This window comes from Kitasatospora sp. NPDC054939 (assembly GCF_053610105.1).
Window position 1 is genome coordinate 63,657 of the sequence record NZ_JBSGXP010000017.1, and the last position, 17,470, is coordinate 81,126.

Annotated in this window: 16 protein-coding genes; 15 read left to right on the forward strand and 1 reads right to left on the reverse strand. The window is 72.2% G+C overall.

The genetic code is table 11. From position 1 onward, the window contains the following. The first annotated feature begins 74 nt into the window (after positions 1–74). Both ACWGB8_RS07635 and ACWGB8_RS07640 read left to right on the forward strand, forming a co-directional pair. Complete coding sequence (locus ACWGB8_RS07635) at positions 75–905, forward strand: thioesterase family protein (RefSeq protein WP_452211224.1); 831 nt, start codon at positions 75–77, stop codon at positions 903–905. A 239-nt stretch (positions 906–1,144) separates the two neighbouring features. Beyond that, a complete protein-coding gene (locus ACWGB8_RS07640; RefSeq protein ID WP_452211225.1) occupies positions 1,145–2,047 on the forward strand; it encodes a hypothetical protein in 903 nt (300 codons plus the stop codon). A 107-nt stretch (positions 2,048–2,154) separates the two neighbouring features. Here ACWGB8_RS07640 and bldD read toward each other — a convergent pair whose 3' ends face one another. Beyond that, positions 2,155–2,658 (reverse strand): transcriptional regulator BldD, encoded by a 504-nt coding sequence (gene bldD / locus ACWGB8_RS07645; RefSeq protein WP_452211227.1) that lies wholly within the window; start codon positions 2,656–2,658, stop codon positions 2,155–2,157. Between the two features lie 317 nt (positions 2,659–2,975). On the opposite strand from bldD, the gene pyrR reads away from it, so the two are divergent. The 13 genes from pyrR to metK all read left to right on the forward strand — a co-directional run bounded on the left by pyrR (position 2,976) and on the right by metK (position 17,418). After that, positions 2,976–3,599 (forward strand): bifunctional pyr operon transcriptional regulator/uracil phosphoribosyltransferase PyrR, encoded by a 624-nt coding sequence (gene pyrR / locus ACWGB8_RS07650; protein ID WP_452211229.1) that lies wholly within the window; start codon positions 2,976–2,978, stop codon positions 3,597–3,599. 4 nt (positions 3,600–3,603) lie between these two features. Beyond that, a complete protein-coding gene (locus ACWGB8_RS07655) occupies positions 3,604–4,581 on the forward strand; it encodes an aspartate carbamoyltransferase catalytic subunit (protein ID WP_452211230.1) in 978 nt (325 codons plus the stop codon). Positions 4,582–4,610: 29 nt separating this feature from the next. After that, positions 4,611–5,912 carry a dihydroorotase gene (locus tag ACWGB8_RS07660; RefSeq protein ID WP_452211253.1) on the forward strand — a complete coding sequence of 434 codons (1,302 nt, stop codon included), beginning with the start codon at positions 4,611–4,613 and terminating at the stop codon, positions 5,910–5,912. Beyond that, entirely contained in the window at positions 5,909–6,496 is a 588-nt protein-coding gene (locus ACWGB8_RS07665; protein ID WP_452211232.1) for a PH-like domain-containing protein, read from the forward strand. Before ACWGB8_RS07660 ends, ACWGB8_RS07665 begins: the two co-directional genes overlap by 4 nt. After that, on the forward strand, positions 6,493–7,650 hold the full coding sequence (gene carA, locus ACWGB8_RS07670; RefSeq protein WP_452211234.1) for a glutamine-hydrolyzing carbamoyl-phosphate synthase small subunit: 1,158 nt from the start codon (positions 6,493–6,495) through the stop codon (positions 7,648–7,650). The genes ACWGB8_RS07665 and carA overlap by 4 nt, the downstream gene beginning before the upstream one ends. Beyond that, on the forward strand, positions 7,643–10,951 hold the full coding sequence (gene carB, locus ACWGB8_RS07675) for a carbamoyl-phosphate synthase large subunit (protein WP_452211236.1): 3,309 nt from the start codon (positions 7,643–7,645) through the stop codon (positions 10,949–10,951). The genes carA and carB overlap by 8 nt, the downstream gene beginning before the upstream one ends. A gap of 67 nt (positions 10,952–11,018) precedes the next feature. After that, positions 11,019–12,131 (forward strand): quinone-dependent dihydroorotate dehydrogenase, encoded by a 1,113-nt coding sequence (locus ACWGB8_RS07680; protein WP_452211237.1) that lies wholly within the window; start codon positions 11,019–11,021, stop codon positions 12,129–12,131. A 30-nt stretch (positions 12,132–12,161) separates the two neighbouring features. Further along, on the forward strand, positions 12,162–12,995 hold the full coding sequence (gene pyrF, locus ACWGB8_RS07685) for an orotidine-5'-phosphate decarboxylase (RefSeq protein ID WP_452211239.1): 834 nt from the start codon (positions 12,162–12,164) through the stop codon (positions 12,993–12,995). A gap of 369 nt (positions 12,996–13,364) precedes the next feature. Continuing rightward, positions 13,365–13,691, forward strand: coding sequence for an integration host factor, actinobacterial type (mihF, locus tag ACWGB8_RS07690; RefSeq protein WP_030056187.1), 327 nt, complete (start codon positions 13,365–13,367; stop codon positions 13,689–13,691). A 49-nt stretch (positions 13,692–13,740) separates the two neighbouring features. After that, complete coding sequence (gene gmk, locus ACWGB8_RS07695; protein ID WP_452211241.1) at positions 13,741–14,298, forward strand: guanylate kinase; 558 nt, start codon at positions 13,741–13,743, stop codon at positions 14,296–14,298. A 37-nt stretch (positions 14,299–14,335) separates the two neighbouring features. After that, positions 14,336–14,602 carry a DNA-directed RNA polymerase subunit omega gene (gene rpoZ / locus ACWGB8_RS07700; protein WP_030056185.1) on the forward strand — a complete coding sequence of 89 codons (267 nt, stop codon included), beginning with the start codon at positions 14,336–14,338 and terminating at the stop codon, positions 14,600–14,602. Between the two features lie 178 nt (positions 14,603–14,780). Next, positions 14,781–16,016: a bifunctional phosphopantothenoylcysteine decarboxylase/phosphopantothenate--cysteine ligase CoaBC gene (coaBC, locus tag ACWGB8_RS07705; RefSeq protein ID WP_452211243.1), complete on the forward strand. Its 1,236-nt coding sequence runs from the start codon at positions 14,781–14,783 to the stop codon at positions 16,014–16,016. Between the two features lie 193 nt (positions 16,017–16,209). Next, positions 16,210–17,418: a methionine adenosyltransferase gene (gene metK / locus ACWGB8_RS07710; protein WP_452211245.1), complete on the forward strand. Its 1,209-nt coding sequence runs from the start codon at positions 16,210–16,212 to the stop codon at positions 17,416–17,418. The last annotated feature ends 52 nt before the right edge of the window (positions 17,419–17,470 follow it).

The window sequence follows — 17,470 nt, forward strand, 5'->3', positions numbered from 1 at the left end:
TTGGTCTGCCCGGGTGGGTGGGCGTATGTTGGCTACCGACCGGTAACCCCGTACCGAAGGGCAGGCCACCGCACATGACCACGGCGATCCGCAGCGAGTTCGACCAGGGCATCGCCCTCACGCCGGACCCCGACCGGCCCGGGCGCTACGACGGCGAACTCGGCGAGGGCTGGCAGATCGGCGGCGGCGTCAACGGCGGCCTGCTGCTCGCGGTGGCCGGGAACGCGCTCTCGCTGGAGCTCGGCGAGCACCGCGACCCGGTCTCGATCACCGGCTACTACCTCTCCGCCTCGGTGCCGGGACCGGCCACGGTCACCACCGAGGTGATCAGAACCGGCCGCTCGCTCTCCACCGGCACCGCCTCGCTCTCCCAGGACGGCACCGAGCGGCTGCGGGTGGTCGCCAGCTACGGCGACCTGGCCGCCGACGCCGACGCCGAGGTCCGCACCAGCGCCACCCCGCCGCTGCTGCCCCCGCCGGACCAGTGCATCGGCGTCGAGCACGCCCCCAAGGAACTGATCGAGCAGGCCGCCCTGCTCGAGCGCTTCGACCTGCGGCTCGACCCGGCCACCATCGGCTGGGCGCTCGGGCAGCCCTCCGGCAACGGCCGGATCCAGGGCTGGTTCAAGCTCGCCGACGGCCGCGAGCCCGACCCGCTGCTCCTGCTGCTCGCCGCCGACGCGCTGCCGCCGGTCACCTTCGACCTCGGCCTGCCTGGCTGGGCGCCCACCATCGAGCTCACCGTCCACCTGCGGGCCCGCCCGGTGCCCGGCTGGCTGCGGATCAGCCACGCCACCCGCAACCTGGCCGGCGGCTACTTCGAGGAGGACTGCGAGGTCTGGGACGAGTCCGGCCGGCTGGTCGCGCAGTCCCGCCAGCTCGCCCGCGCCCCGCGCGGAGCCTGATCCGCCGGGCCCGAGTCTTCGGACCTGAGCCGCAGGGCGCCCTGAGCTGCCGGCCGCCCTGAGTCGCCGGCCGCCCTGAGCCGCCGGGGCCCGAACCGGCCCCCGGAGCGCAGCGAAACGCAGGCTTCACGGACGGTTACACTCCTGTGACACGCCGTGCGTGTGCGACACGCGGGGGTGGGGAGGACAACGGTCGACGGCACCCCGCCGCCGACCGCCCCCCGCCCCAGGAGCCCTCGATGAGCCGCAACGGACGCGCCCGCCGCATCACCGACTGCACCGCAGCGGGCGGCCCCCGCCCCCGGGTCCGGTCGCAGCGCGAGCGCCACCGCCCCGGCTCCGCCGAGCAGGCCTTCGTCACGGGCATCCTGACCAGTGCGGACGACTTCGAGGTGGCCCGCGCCTGGCGGCTCACCGACGCCCCCGACCACGCGAGCTACTTGCGCGACACCGCCGAGCTGCTGACCGAGGCGCGGCGCAGCTTCGGCGCCGTCCGCGCCCGGATGTTCCACCCGCAGGACTTCGCCGAGTTCTGCCTGCTGCACGGGCTGGACCCGGCCGAGTCCACGGCCCGCGACCGCTACCTGGTCCACCCGCCGCTGCAGACCCAGCTGCTCGCCTACCAGGGCGAGGAGCTGGTCGAGGACTTCCTGCCGCGGCTGGTCCGGGCCCGCGACAACGGCCTCACCCTGCGCCACGCCGACCTGCTGCTGGACGGCGGGCTGTACGAGCAGCCCGGCGGGGAGGAGGTCCGGTCGGCCTACCGGCGCGGCGGTGAGGTGTTCCGCCGGATGCTGGTCGGCGCCGGCTGCGGGGTGTACGAGCTGCGCCTGTCGGTGGAGGCGCCGGGCGGTCCGCTGACCGCGGTGGCCAAGGTGCTCCAGTGGGAGGACGGCGTGGTGCGGATCAACGACGAGGACCTGGAGCTGGTCTGCGCGGTGCTCTGCACGGGCCTGTCCCTGGAGCTGCCGGGCACGGCGGTGCTGCACGGGGTCCGCGGTTCGGCGGACGCGTGCGGCGAGTACTGCCCGTCCGCCTGGGCCTGGCGCAGCGGCGGTGCGGAGTGGGCGCCGGCGGCGGGCGGGCTGCGGCGGGACGGGGTGGACGCCCGGCCGGGCTTCAGCCTCGGGACGGTCTGCTGACCCCGCCGGCGGTGCGCGGTCGGGCGGGGAACGCGCCACGGCGCGGCCCCCGGATCACCCGGGCGCCGCGCCGTGACGTTTCTGCAGGTAGGGGTGCCGGGCCGGGCTCAGCCCGTCTCCTCCTCGCGCACCGCACGGCGCGCGTCGGGGTTCAGCACGCCCCAGGAGATGAGCTGCTCGGTCAGGATGGACGGCGACTGGTCGTAGATCACGGCCAGTGTGCGCAGGTCGTCCTGGCGGATCGAGAGCACCTTGCCGTTGTAGTCGCCGCGCTGGCTCTGGATAGTGGCCGCGTAGCGCTGCAGCGGGCCGGCCTTCTCGGAGGGGACCTGGGTCAGTCTCTCCAGGTCGAGCACCAGGCGCGGCGGCGGCTCGGCGGCGCCGCCGGGCGTACCGCCGGGCAGCAGCTCCTGCACCGGAACGCCGTAGAACTCCGCCAGTTCGGCCAGCCGCTGCACGGTGACCGCGCGGTCACCGCGCTCGTACGAACCGACGACGACTGCCTTCCAGCGCCCCTGGGACTTCTCCTCGACACCGTGCAGGGAGAGCCCCTGCTGAGTGCGGATCGCTCGGAGCTTGGCCCCGAGCTGCTTCGCGTAGTCGCTGGACATTGATCTCCCCGGACGAGATTGCTTCGCGTTCAGTGGTGGGTCACGACCGTTGGCCGACGCCGTTACCGGTGGGTTCGACGCCCGTCTCGTAACTCACTGTGAGGTTACGTAGAGTGAGGTAGCTGCGTCAAGCCGAATGGGGCAGTCGTGCGAATGGCCCGCATCGCGTGCGTTAACCAGGTGAAGCGGAATGGTGGAGGTCTGTTTGCCGTCGGGGGCGCTGCTACGATGGCCGGAGCCCGCGCCGCGTCGGCGGGGGCCTCCCAGACATCCTTTAAGACCCGTCCCGTGAGGCGGGGAAGGAGGTCCGCTTCGGCATGACCGCAGACCAGCAATCCGCTCCCAGGCCGCCGCACCAGGTGCTGGACGGCACGGACATCGCCCGGGTCATCACCCGGATAGCGCACGAGATCGTCGAGCGCGCCAAGGGCGCCGAGGACGTCGTGCTGCTCGGCCTCCACACCAGGGGCGTCCACCTCGCCCGCCGGCTGCGCGGGCGGCTCGCCCAGATCACCGGCCGCGACCTGCCGCTCGGCACCCTCGACATCACGATGTACCGGGACGACCTGCGGCTGAAGCCCGCCCGCGCCCTGGAGCACACCGAGATCCCGAGCGGCGGCATCGATGGCAAGCTCGTCATCCTCGTCGACGACGTGCTCTTCTCCGGGCGCACCATCCGGGCCGCCCTCGACGCGCTGAACGACATCGGGCGCCCGCGGGCCGTCCAGCTCGCCGTCCTGGTCGACCGGGGCCACCGCGAGCTGCCGATCCGCGCCGACTACGTGGGCAAGAACCTCCCCACCTCGCTGCGCGAGGCCGTCCAGGTCCGCCTCTCCGACACCGACGGCGTGGACGCCGTCCTGGTCGGCGACCGCGACCACGCGGCCCGTTCGTCGCAGGCCCTGGCCGCCCGGCCGTCCGAACCGCACCTCCCGGAGTAGCCGCGTGAAGCGCCACCTCGTCTCTGCCGCAGACCTCACCCGCGACGACGCGCTGCTCATCCTGGACACCGCCGAGGAGCTGGCCCAGCTCTCCGGGCGGGCCGTCAAGAAGCTGCCCACGCTGCGCGGCCGCACCGTCGTCAACCTCTTCTTCGAGGACTCCACCCGCACCAAGACGTCCTTCGAGGTCGCCGAGAAGCGCCTCAGCGCCGACGTCATCAACTTCTCCGCCAAGGGCTCCTCGGTCTCCAAGGGCGAGAGCCTCAAGGACACCGCGCTCACCCTGCAGGCGATGGGCGCCGACGCCGTCGTCATCCGCCACCACGCCTCCGGCGCCCCGGCCCGGCTGGCGCAGTCCGACTGGCTGCACGGCAGCGTCATCAACGCCGGCGACGGCACCCACGAGCACCCCACCCAGGCCCTGCTCGACGCCTTCACCATGCGCCGCCACCTCAACCCCGGCCTCGGGCGCGACCTCGCCGGCCGCCGGATCACCATCGTCGGCGACATCCTGCACAGCCGGGTCGCCCGCTCCAACGTCCACCTGCTGACCACCCTCGGCGCCCAGGTCACCTTCGTCGCCCCGCCGACGCTGCTGCCCATCGGCATCGAGAACTGGCCCTGCGAGGTCAGCTACGACCTGGAGAGCGTGCTCCCCAAGACCGACGCGCTGATGATGCTGCGGGTCCAGCGCGAGCGGATGAACGCCGCGTTCTTCCCGACCGAGCGCGAGTACAGCCGCCGCTACGGCCTGAACGGCGCCCGGCTCGCCCAGCTGCCCGAGCACGCCGTCGTGATGCACCCGGGCCCGATGGTCCGCGGTATGGAGATCACCGCCGAGGTCGCCGACTCGCCGCGCTGCACCGTGGTCGAGCAGGTCGCCAACGGCGTCTCCGTCCGGATGGCCGTGCTGTACCTGCTCCTCGGCGGAGCCACCCTCTCCGACGCCCCCCGTACCGACTCCGTGGAGACTGCCCAGTGAACGAGCGCAGCGAGCGAACCGACAGCCGCGTGACCTACCTGATCCGCAACGCCCGGATCCTCGGCGGCGCCCCGCAGGACCTCCACATCGCCGACGGCATCGTGCAGGCGATCGGCACCGGCCTCGACGTCGAGGCCGACATCGACATCGACGCCGGCGGGCTGATCGCCCTGCCCGGCCTGGTCGACCTGCACACCCACCTGCGCGAGCCCGGCCGTGAGGACGCCGAGACCGTCCTCACCGGCACCCAGGCCGCCGCCAGGGGCGGCTTCACCGCCGTCCACGCGATGGCCAACACCTTCCCGGTCGCCGACACCGCCGGCGTCGTCGAGCAGGTCTGGCGGCTCGGCAAGGAGTCCGGCTACTGCGACGTCCAGCCGGTCGGCGCCGTCACCGTCGGCCTGGAGGGCAAGAAGCTCGCCGAGCTCGGCGCCATGCACGAGTCCGCGGCCGGCGTCCGGGTCTTCTCCGACGACGGCAAGTGCGTCGACGACGCGGTGATCATGCGCCGCGCCCTGGAGTACGTGAAGGCCTTCGACGGCGTCGTCGCCCAGCACGCCCAGGAGCCGCGCCTCACCGAGGGCGCCCAGATGAACGAGGGCCAGGTCTCCGGTGAGCTCGGCCTCGGCGGCTGGCCCGCCGTCGCCGAGGAGGCGATCATCGCCCGCGACGTGCTGCTCGCCGCGCACGTCGGCTCCCGGCTGCACGTCTGCCACGTCTCCACCGCCGGCTCGGTGGAGATCATCCGCTGGGCCAAGGCCAAGGGCTGGGACGTCACCGCCGAGGTCACCCCGCACCACCTGCTGCTCACCGACGAGCTGGTCCGCTCGTACGACCCGGTGTACAAGGTCAACCCGCCGCTGCGCACCGCCGAGGACGTCCAGGCGCTGCGCAAGGCCCTCGCCGACGGCACCATCGACGCCGTCGCCACCGACCACGCGCCGCACCCGGCCGAGGACAAGGACTGCGAGTGGGCCGTCGCCGCGATGGGCATGGTCGGCCTGGAGACCGCGCTGTCGGTCGTCCAGCAGACCATGGTCGACACCGGCCTGCTGAACTGGGAGGGCGTCGCCGACCGGATGTCGCACCGCCCGGCCCGGATCGGGCGCCTCGCGGGCCACGGACGGCCGATCTCGGTGGGTGAGCCGGCGAACCTGGTGCTCTTCGATCCCGCGTACCGTGGTGCCGTGAACCCCGACAGCTTCGCCACCCGCTCCCGCAACACCCCCTACCGGGGCCTCGACCTGCCCGGACGCGTGCACGCGACCTTCCTGCGCGGCACCGCCACCGTCCTGGCCGGCGAGCTCGTCGAGCAGGGCGGGCTCGCGTGACGCCGTACGCCGCGCTCGCCCAGGAGCAGGCGCGGGTCACCAACTGGCCCGGGTACATCGGGTGGTCGGTCGGCCTGCTGCTGGTCATCGGCCTCGTCTACTGGCTGATGCGCCAGGGCTGGAACTGGCGCCGGACCCTGCAGTCCGGCCTGCCCCCGCTGCCCGCCGTGCCGGCCCGCGCCGGCCGGACCCTCCTGGAGGGCAGCGGCCGCTACCACGGCACCACCACCGCCGGGAACTGGCTCGACCGGGTCGTCGCCCACGGCCTGGGGACCCGCAGCCGCGCCGACCTGACCCTCGGCGCCGACGGCCTGCTGGTCCAGCGCCCCGGCGACGTGGACTTCTGGATCCCGGCCGCACGGCTGGCCGCCGCCCGCACCGACTCCGGCATCGCCGGCAAGGTCGTCCCGGCCGGCCTGCTGGTCGTCACCTGGACGCTCCCCGGGGCCGCCCCCGGCGAGGCCGCCACCGAGCTGGACTCCGGCTTCCGGCTGGACCACCCCGACGAGCACGCCGCCTGGGTCGAGGCAATCGCTCGATTCGCAACACGCACGACGACGAAGACGGAAGAGGCCGCCACATGACCGCACCTGCCCCCACCACACAGCGCCAACGGCGGGAGCGCGTGCCCGCCGTGCTCGTCCTGGAGGACGGCCGGACCTTCCGCGGCCAGGCCTACGGCGCCGTCGGCGAGACCTTCGGCGAGGCGGTCTTCAACACCGGCATGTCCGGCTACCAGGAGACCCTGACCGACCCGTCGTACCACCGCCAGGTGGTCGTGATGACCGCCCCGCAGATCGGCAACACCGGCTGGAACGACGAGGACGACGAGTCCCAGCGGATCTGGGTCGCCGGCTACGTCGTCCGCGACCCCGCCCGCATCCCGTCCAACTGGCGCTCGCTGCGCCCGCTCGACGAGGAGCTCGCGAACCAGGGCGTCGTCGGCATCAGCGGCATCGACACCCGCGCCCTCACCCGCCACCTGCGCGAGCGCGGCGCGATGCGCGTCGGCATCTTCTCCGGCCCCTCGCTGGCCGACGAGAAGGAGCTGCTCGCCAAGGTGCTGGAGGCCCCCGAGATGAAGGGCGCCGACCTCTGCGCCGAGGTCGCCACCACCGAGAAGTACGTCGTCCCGGCGATCGGCGAGAAGCGCTTCACCGTCGCCGCCCTGGACCTCGGCATCAAGGCGATGACCCCGCAGCGGATGGCCGAGCGCGGCATCGAGGTGCACGTCTTCCCGGCCGGCGCCGGCCTGGAGGAGCTGTACGCCGTCCAGCCCGACGGCGTCTTCTTCTCCAACGGCCCCGGCGACCCGGCCACCGCCGACCACCAGGTCGCCGTGGCGCAGGGCGTGCTGGAGCGCCGGACCCCGTTCTTCGGGATCTGCTTCGGCAACCAGATCCTCGGCCGCGCCCTCGGCTTCGGCACCTACAAGCTCAAGTACGGCCACCGCGGCATCAACCAGCCGGTGCAGGACCGCACCACCGGCAAGGTCGAGGTGACCGCCCACAACCACGGCTTCGCCGTCAACGCACCGCTGGACCAGGTGAGCGACACCCCGTACGGGCGTGCCGAGGTCTCCCACGTCTGCCTGAACGACGACGTGGTCGAGGGCCTGCAGTGCCTGGACACCCCCGCGTTCAGCGTGCAGTACCACCCCGAAGCCGCCGCCGGCCCGCACGACGCGGCCTACCTCTTCGACCGTTTCGTGAAGCTCATGGAGGGCCAGCGTGCCTAAGCGCACCGACATCAAGTCCGTCCTGGTCATCGGCTCCGGGCCGATCGTCATCGGCCAGGCCGCCGAGTTCGACTACTCGGGCACGCAGGCCTGCCGGGTCCTCAAGGCCGAGGGCCTGCGGGTGATCCTGGTCAACTCCAACCCCGCGACGATCATGACCGACCCGGAGATCGCCGACGCCACCTACGTCGAGCCGATCACCCCCGAGTTCGTCGAGAAGATCATCGCCAAGGAGCGCCCCGACGCGCTGCTGCCCACCCTCGGCGGCCAGACCGCGCTGAACACCGCGATCTCCCTGCACAAGGCCGGCACGCTGGAGAAGTACGGCGTCGAGCTGATCGGCGCCGACGTCGAGGCGATCAACAAGGGCGAGGACCGCGACCTCTTCAAGGGCGTCGTCGAGGCCGTCCACGCCAAGATCGGCCACGGCGAGTCCGCCCGCTCGGTCATCTGCCACACCATGGACGAGGTCGTCGCCGGCGTCGACACGCTCGGCGGCTACCCGGTCGTCGTCCGCCCCTCCTTCACCATGGGCGGCGCCGGCTCCGGCTTCGCCCACAACGAGGAGGACCTGCGCCGCATCGCCGGCCAGGGCCTGGCCCTCTCGCCGACCACCGAGGTGCTCCTGGAGGAGTCCATCCTCGGCTGGAAGGAGTACGAGCTGGAGCTGATGCGCGACCGCAACGACAACGTCGTGGTCGTCTGCTCGATCGAGAACTTCGACCCGATGGGCGTCCACACCGGTGACTCGATCACCGTCGCCCCGTCGATGACCCTCACCGACCGCGAGTACCAGATCCTGCGCGACATCGGCATCGCCGTCATCCGCGAGGTCGGCGTCGACACCGGCGGCTGCAACATCCAGTTCGCCGTCAACCCCGACGACGGCCGGGTCATCGTCATCGAGATGAACCCGCGCGTCTCCCGCTCCTCGGCGCTCGCCTCCAAGGCCACCGGCTTCCCGATCGCCAAGATCGCCGCCAAGCTGGCCGTCGGCTACACCCTGGACGAGATCCCCAACGACATCACCGAGCAGACCCCGGCCTCCTTCGAGCCGACCCTCGACTACGTCGTCGTCAAGGTCCCGCGCTTCGCCTTCGAGAAGTTCCCCTCCGCGGACGCCACCCTCACCACCACCATGAAGTCGGTCGGCGAGGCCATGGCGATGGGCCGCAACTTCCCCGAGGCCCTCAACAAGGCGCTCCGCTCGCTGGAGAAGAAGGGCAGCCAGTTCACCTGGGCCGGCCCGGTCGGCGACAAGGCCGAGCTGCTCACCAAGGCCGTCGTGCCGACCGACGGCCGGATCAACACCGTCATGGAGGCGATCCGGGCCGGCGCCACCCCCGAGGAGGTGTTCGACGCCACCAAGATCGACCCGTGGTTCGTCGACCAGCTCTTCCTGCTCGACGAGATCGCCGGCGAGCTGGCCGAGGCCCCCAAGCTCACCCCCGAGCTGCTGCGCCACGCCAAGCGCCACGGCTTCTCCGACCAGCAGATCGGCGAGATCCGCGGCCTGCGCCCGGACGTCGTCCGCGAGGTCCGGCACGCGCTCGGCATCCGCCCGGTCTACAAGACCGTCGACACCTGCGCCGCCGAGTTCGCCGCCAAGACCCCGTACTTCTACTCGTCCTACGACGAGGAGAGCGAGGTCGCGCCGCGCACCAAGCCCGCCGTGATCATCCTCGGCTCCGGCCCCAACCGCATCGGCCAGGGCATCGAGTTCGACTACTCCTGCGTCCACGCCTCCTTCGCGCTGGCCGACGCCGGGTACGAGACCGTGATGGTCAACTGCAACCCCGAGACCGTCTCCACCGACTACGACACCTCCGACCGGCTCTACTTCGAGCCGCTCACCCTGGAGGACGTGCTGGAGATCGTCCACGCCGAGCAGCAGGCAGGCCCGCTGGCCGGCGTGATCGTCCAGCTCGGCGGCCAGACCCCGCTCGGCCTGGCCCAGGCGCTCAAGGACAACGGCGTCCCGGTCGTCGGCACCCCGCCGGAGGCCATCCACCTCGCCGAGGAGCGCGGCGCCTTCGGCCGCGTGCTGCGCGACGCGGGCCTGCCGGCCCCCAAGCACGGCACCGCGTTCTCCTTCGAGGAGGCCAAGGCCATCGCCGACGAGATCGGCTACCCGGTGCTCGCCCGCCCGTCCTACGTGCTCGGCGGCCGGGGCATGGAGATCGTCTACGACGAGGTCTCCCTCGCCTCCTACCTGGAGCGGCACGCCGGCCTGATCTCCGAGCACCCGGTGCTCATCGACCGCTTCCTCGACGACGCGGTGGAGATCGACGTCGACGCCCTCTACGACGGCACCGAGCTCTACCTCGGCGGCGTCATGGAGCACATCGAGGAGGCCGGCATCCACTCCGGCGACTCCGCCTGCGCACTGCCCCCGATCACCCTCGGCGGCTTCGACATCAAGCGCCTGCGCACCGCCACCGAGGGCATCGCCGAGGGCGTCGGCGTCCGCGGCCTGATCAACATCCAGTTCGCGCTGGCCGGCGACATCCTCTACGTGCTGGAGGCCAACCCGCGCGCCTCCCGCACCGTGCCGTTCACCTCCAAGGCCACCGCCGTGCCGCTGGCCAAGGCCGCCGCCCGGATCTCGCTCGGCGCCACCATCGCCGAACTGCGCGCCGAGGGCCTGCTCCCGGCCGAGGGCGACGGCGGCACCCTGCCCGCCGACGCGCCGATCTCCGTCAAGGAGGCCGTCATGCCGTGGAGCCGCTTCCGCGACGTGCACGGCCGCGGCGTGGACACCGTCCTCGGCCCGGAGATGCGCTCCACCGGCGAGGTCATGGGCATCGACAAGGTCTTCGGCACGGCGTACGCCAAGTCGCAGGCCGGCGCCTACGGCGCACTGCCGACCAAGGGCAAGGTGTTCGTCTCGGTCGCCAACCGCGACAAGCGCAACCTGGTCTTCCCGGCCCGGGCCCTGGTCAACCTCGGCTTCGAGGTGCTCGCCACCTCCGGCACCGCCGAGGTCCTCCAGCGCGGCGGCATCCCCGCCACCGTGGTGCGCAAGCACAGCGAGGGCGAGGGCCCGAACGGCGAGAAGACGATCGTCCAGCTGATCCACAACGGCGACGTCGACCTCATCATCAACACGCCGTACGGCACCGGCGGGCGCCTCGACGGCTACGAGATCCGCACCGCCGCCGTCGCCCGCGGCGTCCCGTGCCTGACCACCGTCCAGGCCATGGGCGCCGCCGTCCAGGGCATCGACGCGCTGCTGCGCGACGAGGTCGGGGTGATGTCGCTCCAGGAGCACGCCGAGCTGATCAACGCCGGCCGCAAGTAGGACCACCTCAGTGGGGGGCACCGAACCGCAGGGTGCCCCCCACTCCCATGCCCGGGAGGCTTCACCCGTGTACAAGCTGCTGTTCGACCTCGTCTTCAAGAAGATGGACCCCGAGAAGGCCCACCACCTCGCCTTCTTCTGGATCCGCCTGGCCTCCTCGGTGCCCGGCCTGCGCACGCTGGTGCGGCTGGTCCTCGCCCCGCGCGACCGGGCGCTGCGCACCACCGCGCTCGGCCTCGACCTCCCGGGCCCGTTCGGCCTGGCGGCCGGCTTCGACAAGAACGGCGTCGGCATCGACGGTCTGTCGATGCTCGGCTTCGACTACGTCGAGATCGGCACCGTCACCGGCGAGCCGCAGCCCGGCAACCCCGCCCCCCGGCTGTTCCGCCTGGTCGAGGACCGCGCGCTGATCAACCGGATGGGCTTCAACAACCAGGGCTCCGCCCGGGTCGCCGACCGCCTGGCCCGGCGTCCGCACACCACCTCCACCCCGGTGATCGGCGTCAACATCGGCAAGACCAAGGTCGTCGAGGAGGCCGACGCGATCGCCGACTACGTGAAGTCGACCGAGCGCCTCGCCAAGTACGCCGACTACCTGGTCGTCAACGTCAGCTCGCCGAACACCCCCGGGCTGCGCAACCTGCAGGCCGTCTCCCACCTCGGCCCGCTGCTCGCCGCCGTCCGCCGGGCCGCCGACGCGTCCACCCCGCACCACGTCCCGCTGCTGGTCAAGATCGCCCCCGACCTGGCCGACGAGGACGTCGACGCGGTCGCCGACCTCGCCCTGGAGCTGGGCCTGGACGGCATCATCGCCACCAACACCACCATCGGCCGCGAGGGCCTGCGCACCGACGCCGCCCGGGTCGAGGAGATCGGCATGGGCGGCCTCTCCGGCGCCCCGCTCAAGGAGCGCGCGCTGGAGGTCCTGCAGCGGCTGCGCGCCCGCACCGACGGCCGCCTGGTGCTGGTCTCGGTCGGCGGCATCGAGACCGCCGAGGACGCCTGGCAGCGCATCGTGCACGGCGCCGATCTCGTCCAGGGCTACAGCGCCTTCATCTACGAGGGCCCGCTCTGGTGCCGCCGCATCCACAAGGGCCTCTCCGCCCGCGTCCGGGCCGGCGGCTTCCGCAACCTGGCCGCCGCCGTCGGCAGCGCCGTCGACGCGCCCAAGGCCGCCTGAGCCCCCTCCCACCCCTTCCGGAAGGACGTCATGACCCCCGCCCCGTTCGGCACCCGCCTGCGCCACGCCCTCGACACCCGCGGGCAGCTCTGCGTCGGCATCGACCCGCACGCCTCCCTGCTGGCCGCCTGGGGCCTGGAGGACTCCGTGGCGGGCCTGGAGACCTTCAGCCGCACCGTGGTCGAGGCGCTGGCCGACCGGGTGGCCGTGCTCAAGCCGCAGGCCGCCTTCTTCGAGCGCTTCGGCAGCCGCGGCGTCGCCGTGCTGGAGAAGTCCGTCGAGGAGGCCCGCGCGGCCGGCGCGCTCGTCCTGATGGACGCCAAGCGCGGCGACATCGGCTCCACCATGGCCGCCTACGCCGAGGCCTTCCTCGCCCCGGGCAGCCCGCTGTTCTCGGACGCCGTCACGGTCAGCCCCTACCTGGGCTTCGGCTCGCTGCGCCCGGCCCTGGACCTCGCCGCGGAGCACGGCGGCGGCGTCTTCGCGCTGGCGCTGACCTCCAACCCGGAGGGCGCCGAGGTGCAGCGCGCGGTGGGCGCCGGCGGCGAGCAGGTCGCGGCCTCGGTGCTGCGGCAGCTGGCCGCCGAGAACGCCGGCGCCGAGCCGCTGGGCTCCTTCGGCGCGGTGGTCGGCGCGACCCTGGCGGACGCGGGCGTGGACCTGGCGATCAACGGCCCGCTGCTGGCCCCCGGCATCGGCGCCCAGGGCGCCACGATGGCCGACCTGCCGCGGGTGTTCGGCGCCTCGGTGCGCAACGTGGTGCCGAGCGTCAGCCGGGACGTGCTGCGGCACGGCCCCTCGGTGCCGGCCCTGCGGGAGGCCGCGCAGCGCTTCGTCGAGGAGTACGCGGACGCCGTGAAGTAGCGCGGGGCGTCCGCGCGGGGACGGGAGCGACCCCGTGCAGCGGTGGCGTGACCCTGCGCGATGGCGCGGCGGGGTGGCGCGGGGGATGGCGGGCCGACGTGAGCGCGGTCACACCTGACCCGGAAAAGCCCCTCAATCGCGGACGATTTGCCCGGTAAAGTCCTGGTCGGCCTCGGCTGACCAGGACTTTTCGTGTTCTTTTCCTGACGTGGCGCCGTAATCCGGGTAGTGTCCGGCGATAGGTCGTCGAAGAGCCGCGAATCCCGCTGCTCTCGCAGGTCAGAGCCATTGGGCTCCTCCTGTGCGACGGCTCAGGCACAAAATCAGTCATAGCTCAATCCCTTCCTTCCACACCCTGAGGTGAACGGCGTGGCTCTTCCGCCCCTTACCCCTGAACAGCGCACCGCCGCGCTCGCCAAGGCCGCCGAGGCTCGCCGGGAGCGCGCCGAGGTCAAGAACCGGCTCAAGCACTCCGGCGCCTCGCTGCACGAGGTGATCAAGGCCGGCAAGGCCGACAACGACGTGATCGGCAAGATGAAGGTCTCGGCCCTGCTGGAGTCCCTCCCGGGAGTCGGCAAGGTCCGGGCCAAGCAGATCATGGAGCGTCTCGGCATCAGTGAGAGCCGCCGGGTCCGCGGTCTCGGCACGAACCAGATCGCCTCCCTGGAGCGGGAGTTCGGCGGCGGTGCCGCCTGACCGTGCCCCCGTGGTCCCGGGATCGTCCGCGATCCGGGATAATCGGTGCATGAGTGAGCGTCCGCGGCTGACCGTGCTCTCCGGCCCCTCGGGGGTCGGCAAGAGCACGGTCGTCGCTCATATGAGGAAGCAGTACCCCGAGGTCTGGCTCTCGGTGTCGGCGACGACCCGCCACCCGAGGCCGGGCGAGAAGAACGGGGTCCAGTACCACTTCGTCGACAACGACGAGTTCGACAAGCTGATCGCCAACGGCGAACTGCTCGAATGGGCCGAGTTCGCGGGCAACCGCTACGGCACCCCGAGGGCGGCGGTGCTGGAGAAGCTGGAGCGCGGCGAGCCCGTCCTGCTGGAGATCGACCTGCAGGGCGCCCGCCAGGTGCGGGAGACGATGCCCGACGCCCAGCTGGTGTTCCTGGCCCCGCCGAGCTGGGACGAGCTGGTCCGCCGGCTCACCGGCCGGGGCACGGAGCCGCAGGACGTGATCGAACGGCGCCTGGAGGCGGCGAAGGTCGAGCTGGCGGCCGAGCCGGAGTTCGACACGACCCTTGTCAACACCTCCGTCGAGCAGGTAGCGGCCGAACTGCTAGCCTTGCTCGGTGTAGCCTGACCTGTCTGTCTTTTCCACCCTTTCGGAAGGTTTTCGCGTGTCCTCTTCCATGACCGCGCCCGAGGGCATCATCAACCCGCCGATCGACGAGCTGCTTGAGGCCACCGACTCCAAGTACAGCCTGGTGATCTACGCGGCCAAGCGTGCCCGCCAGATCAACGCGTACTACTCGCAGCTGGGCGAGGGTCTGCTGGAGTACGTCGGCCCGCTGGTCGACACCCACGTGCACGAGAAGCCGCTGTCGATCGCGCTGCGCGAGATCAACGCCGGCATGCTTACCGCCGAGGCGGTCGAGGCGGCCTGAGGCCCCGATGACGTGCGGGGGCCCGGCGGAATCGTTTCCGCCGGGCCCTTTCGCGTACCCGCGGGCCTGTGGGCCCGGCCACAGTGCGGGCGAGGGTCGGTGCGCGTGATCGCCGCGGGGCCGTAGGGTGGGCACGTTCCCGACCTGGGCACGTCCCCGACCTGGAGGAATGCGGCAGATGAGCGCGAGCACGGACCGGACCGACACCCCGCGCGTCGTCCTCGGCGTCAGCGGCGGGATCGCCGCGTACAAGGCCTGCGAACTGCTGCGCCGCTTCACCGAGTCCGGCCACCGGGTCACCGTGGTGCCCACCGCCGCCGCCCTGCAGTTCGTCGGAGAGGCCACCTGGGCCGCGCTCTCCGGCCGCCCGGCCGCCACCGAGACCTGGGACGACGTCCACGAGGTCCCGCACGTGCGGATCGGCCAGCAGGCCGACCTGGTCGTGGTCGCCCCCGCCACCGCCGACCTCATGGCCAGGGCGGCCCACGGCCTGGCCGACGACCTGCTCACCAACACCCTGCTCACCGCCCGCTGCCCGGTCGTCCTGGCACCCGCCATGCACACCGAGATGTGGGAGCACCCGGCGACCCGGGAGAACGTGGCGACGCTGCGCCGGCGCGGGGTGATCGTGCTGGAGCCCGCCGTCGGCCGGCTCACCGGCAAGGACACCGGCAAGGGCCGGCTGCCCGAGCCGTCCGCGATCTTCGACGCCTGCCGCGCGGTGCTCCGGCACGGCGGCGTGAAGGCGGACCTCGCCGGCCGACACCTGGTGGTCTCCGCGGGTGGCACCCGCGAGCCGCTGGACCCGGTGCGCTTCCTCGGCAACCGCTCCTCCGGCAAGCAGGGCTACGCGCTGGCCGCCACCGCCGCCGCCCGCGGTGCCCGGGTGACGCTGCTCTCCGCCAACGCCGAGCTGCCCGACCCGGCCGGCGTCGACGTGGTGCACGTCGCCACCGCGCTCCAGCTGCGCGAGGCCGCCCTGGCGGCCGCCGCGGACGCCGACGCCGTGGTGATGGCCGCCGCGGTGGCCGACTTCCGCCCGGCGGAGTACGCCAGCGGCAAGATCAAGAAAGTCGACGGCGTCGAGCCGGCCCCGGTCGCGCTGGTCCGCAACCCCGACGTCCTCGCCGAGCTGTCCGCCGAACGGGCCAGGCCCGGCCAACTGGTCGTGGGCTTCGCCGCCGAGACCGACGACGTGCTCGCCAACGGTCGCGCCAAGCTCGCCCGCAAGGGCTGCGACCTGCTGGTCGTCAACGAGGTGGGCGACGGCAAGGCCTTCGGCACCGACGTCAACGAGGCGATCGTGCTCGGCGCGGACGGCAGCGAGACGCCCGTTCCGGTCGGTCCCAAGGAGGCGCTCGCCGACGTGGTGTGGGACCTTGTCGCAGAGCGGCTGGAACCGATCGCCCGATAGCCCGGAACGCCCCTGTTCGGGCGTCCGGAATGATCCGGACGATCTCCAGGGGCGATCATTTCCGTCTCCTTTTCCGGATGGGAGTGACGTTCCTCGGTAGCCGACCGTTACACTCCAGGAATCAAGTCTTTCCGGATGTCCCCGGTTCGCCGGGGGCCTTCAGTCAGCAGCCGCTGCAACCCCAGGGAGCGCTGTGTCTCGCCGCCTGTTCACCTCGGAATCCGTGACCGAGGGACACCCCGACAAGATCGCTGACCAGATCAGCGACACCATTCTTGACGCTCTCCTCCGGGAGGACCCGACCTCCCGGGTCGCCGTGGAGACGCTCATCACCACCGGCCAGGTGCACGTGGCCGGCGAGGTGACGACGAAGGCGTACGCGCCGATCGCCCAGCTGGTCCGGGACAAGATCCTGGAGATCGGGTACGACAGCTCCAAGAAGGGCTTCGACGGCGCGTCCTGCGGCGTCTCGGTCTCCATCGGTGCGCAGTCGCCCGACATCGCGCAGGGCGTCGACACCGCGTACGAGGCCCGGGTCGAGGGTGACGAGGACGACCTGGACAAGCAGGGTGCCGGCGACCAGGGCCTGATGTTCGGCTACGCGTCCGACGAGACGCCCGAGCTGATGCCGCTGCCGATCACCCTGGCGCACCGCCTCTCCAAGCGGCTCTCCGAGGTCCGTAAGAACGGCACCATCCCGTACCTGCGCCCCGACGGCAAGACCCAGGTCACCATCGAGTACGACGGCGACAAGGCCGTCCGCCTCGACACCGTGGTGGTCTCCTCGCAGCACGCCAGCGACATCGACCTGGACTCGCTGCTCACCCCCGACATCCGCGAGTTCGTCGTGGAGCCGGAGCTGAAGGCGCTCGCCGACGAGGGCATCAAGCTGGTGACCGAGGGCTACCGCCTGCTGGTCAACCCGACCGGCCGCTTCGAGATCGGCGGCCCGATGGGCGACGCCGGCCTCACCGGCCGCAAGATCATCATCGACACCTACGGCGGCATGGCCCGCCACGGCGGCGGCGCCTTCTCCGGCAAGGACCCGTCCAAGGTGGACCGCTCGGCCGCGTACGCGATGCGCTGGGTGGCGAAGAACATCGTCGCCGCCGGCCTCGCCCGCCGCGCCGAGGTGCAGGTCGCGTACGCGATCGGCAAGGCCGAGCCGGTCGGCCTCTTCGTGGAGACCTTCGGCACCGAGACCGTGCCGGTCCTCAGCATCCAGAAGGCCGTCACCGAGGTCTTCGACCTCCGCCCGGCCGCGATCATCCGCGACCTGGACCTGCTGCGCCCGATCTACTCGCAGACCGCCGCGTACGGCCACTTCGGCCGTGAGCTGCCGGACTTCACCTGGGAGCGGACCGACCGCGTGGAGCAGCTGAAGAAGGCCGCGCAGGGCTGATCCCCCCGCCGTTCGACCGCAGGCGGTGACCGCCCCTCGCCGGGGCGGTCAC

Bases quoted from the DNA above. Each gene is read 5' to 3' on its own strand.
- carA (WP_452211234.1), top strand. From the start codon at position 6,493: ATGACCGCACCTGCCCCCACCACACAGCGCCAACGGCGGGAGCGCGTG.
- ACWGB8_RS07635 (WP_452211224.1), top strand. From the start codon at position 75: ATGACCACGGCGATCCGCAGCGAGTTCGACCAGGGCATCGCCCTCACG.
- ACWGB8_RS07640 (WP_452211225.1), top strand. From the start codon at position 1,145: ATGAGCCGCAACGGACGCGCCCGCCGCATCACCGACTGCACCGCAGCG.
- gmk (WP_452211241.1), top strand. From the start codon at position 13,741: ATGAGTGAGCGTCCGCGGCTGACCGTGCTCTCCGGCCCCTCGGGGGTC.
- pyrF (WP_452211239.1), top strand. From the start codon at position 12,162: ATGACCCCCGCCCCGTTCGGCACCCGCCTGCGCCACGCCCTCGACACC.
- coaBC (WP_452211243.1), top strand. From the start codon at position 14,781: ATGAGCGCGAGCACGGACCGGACCGACACCCCGCGCGTCGTCCTCGGC.
- pyrR (WP_452211229.1), top strand. From the start codon at position 2,976: ATGACCGCAGACCAGCAATCCGCTCCCAGGCCGCCGCACCAGGTGCTG.
- bldD (WP_452211227.1), bottom strand. From the start codon at position 2,658: ATGTCCAGCGACTACGCGAAGCAGCTCGGGGCCAAGCTCCGAGCGATC.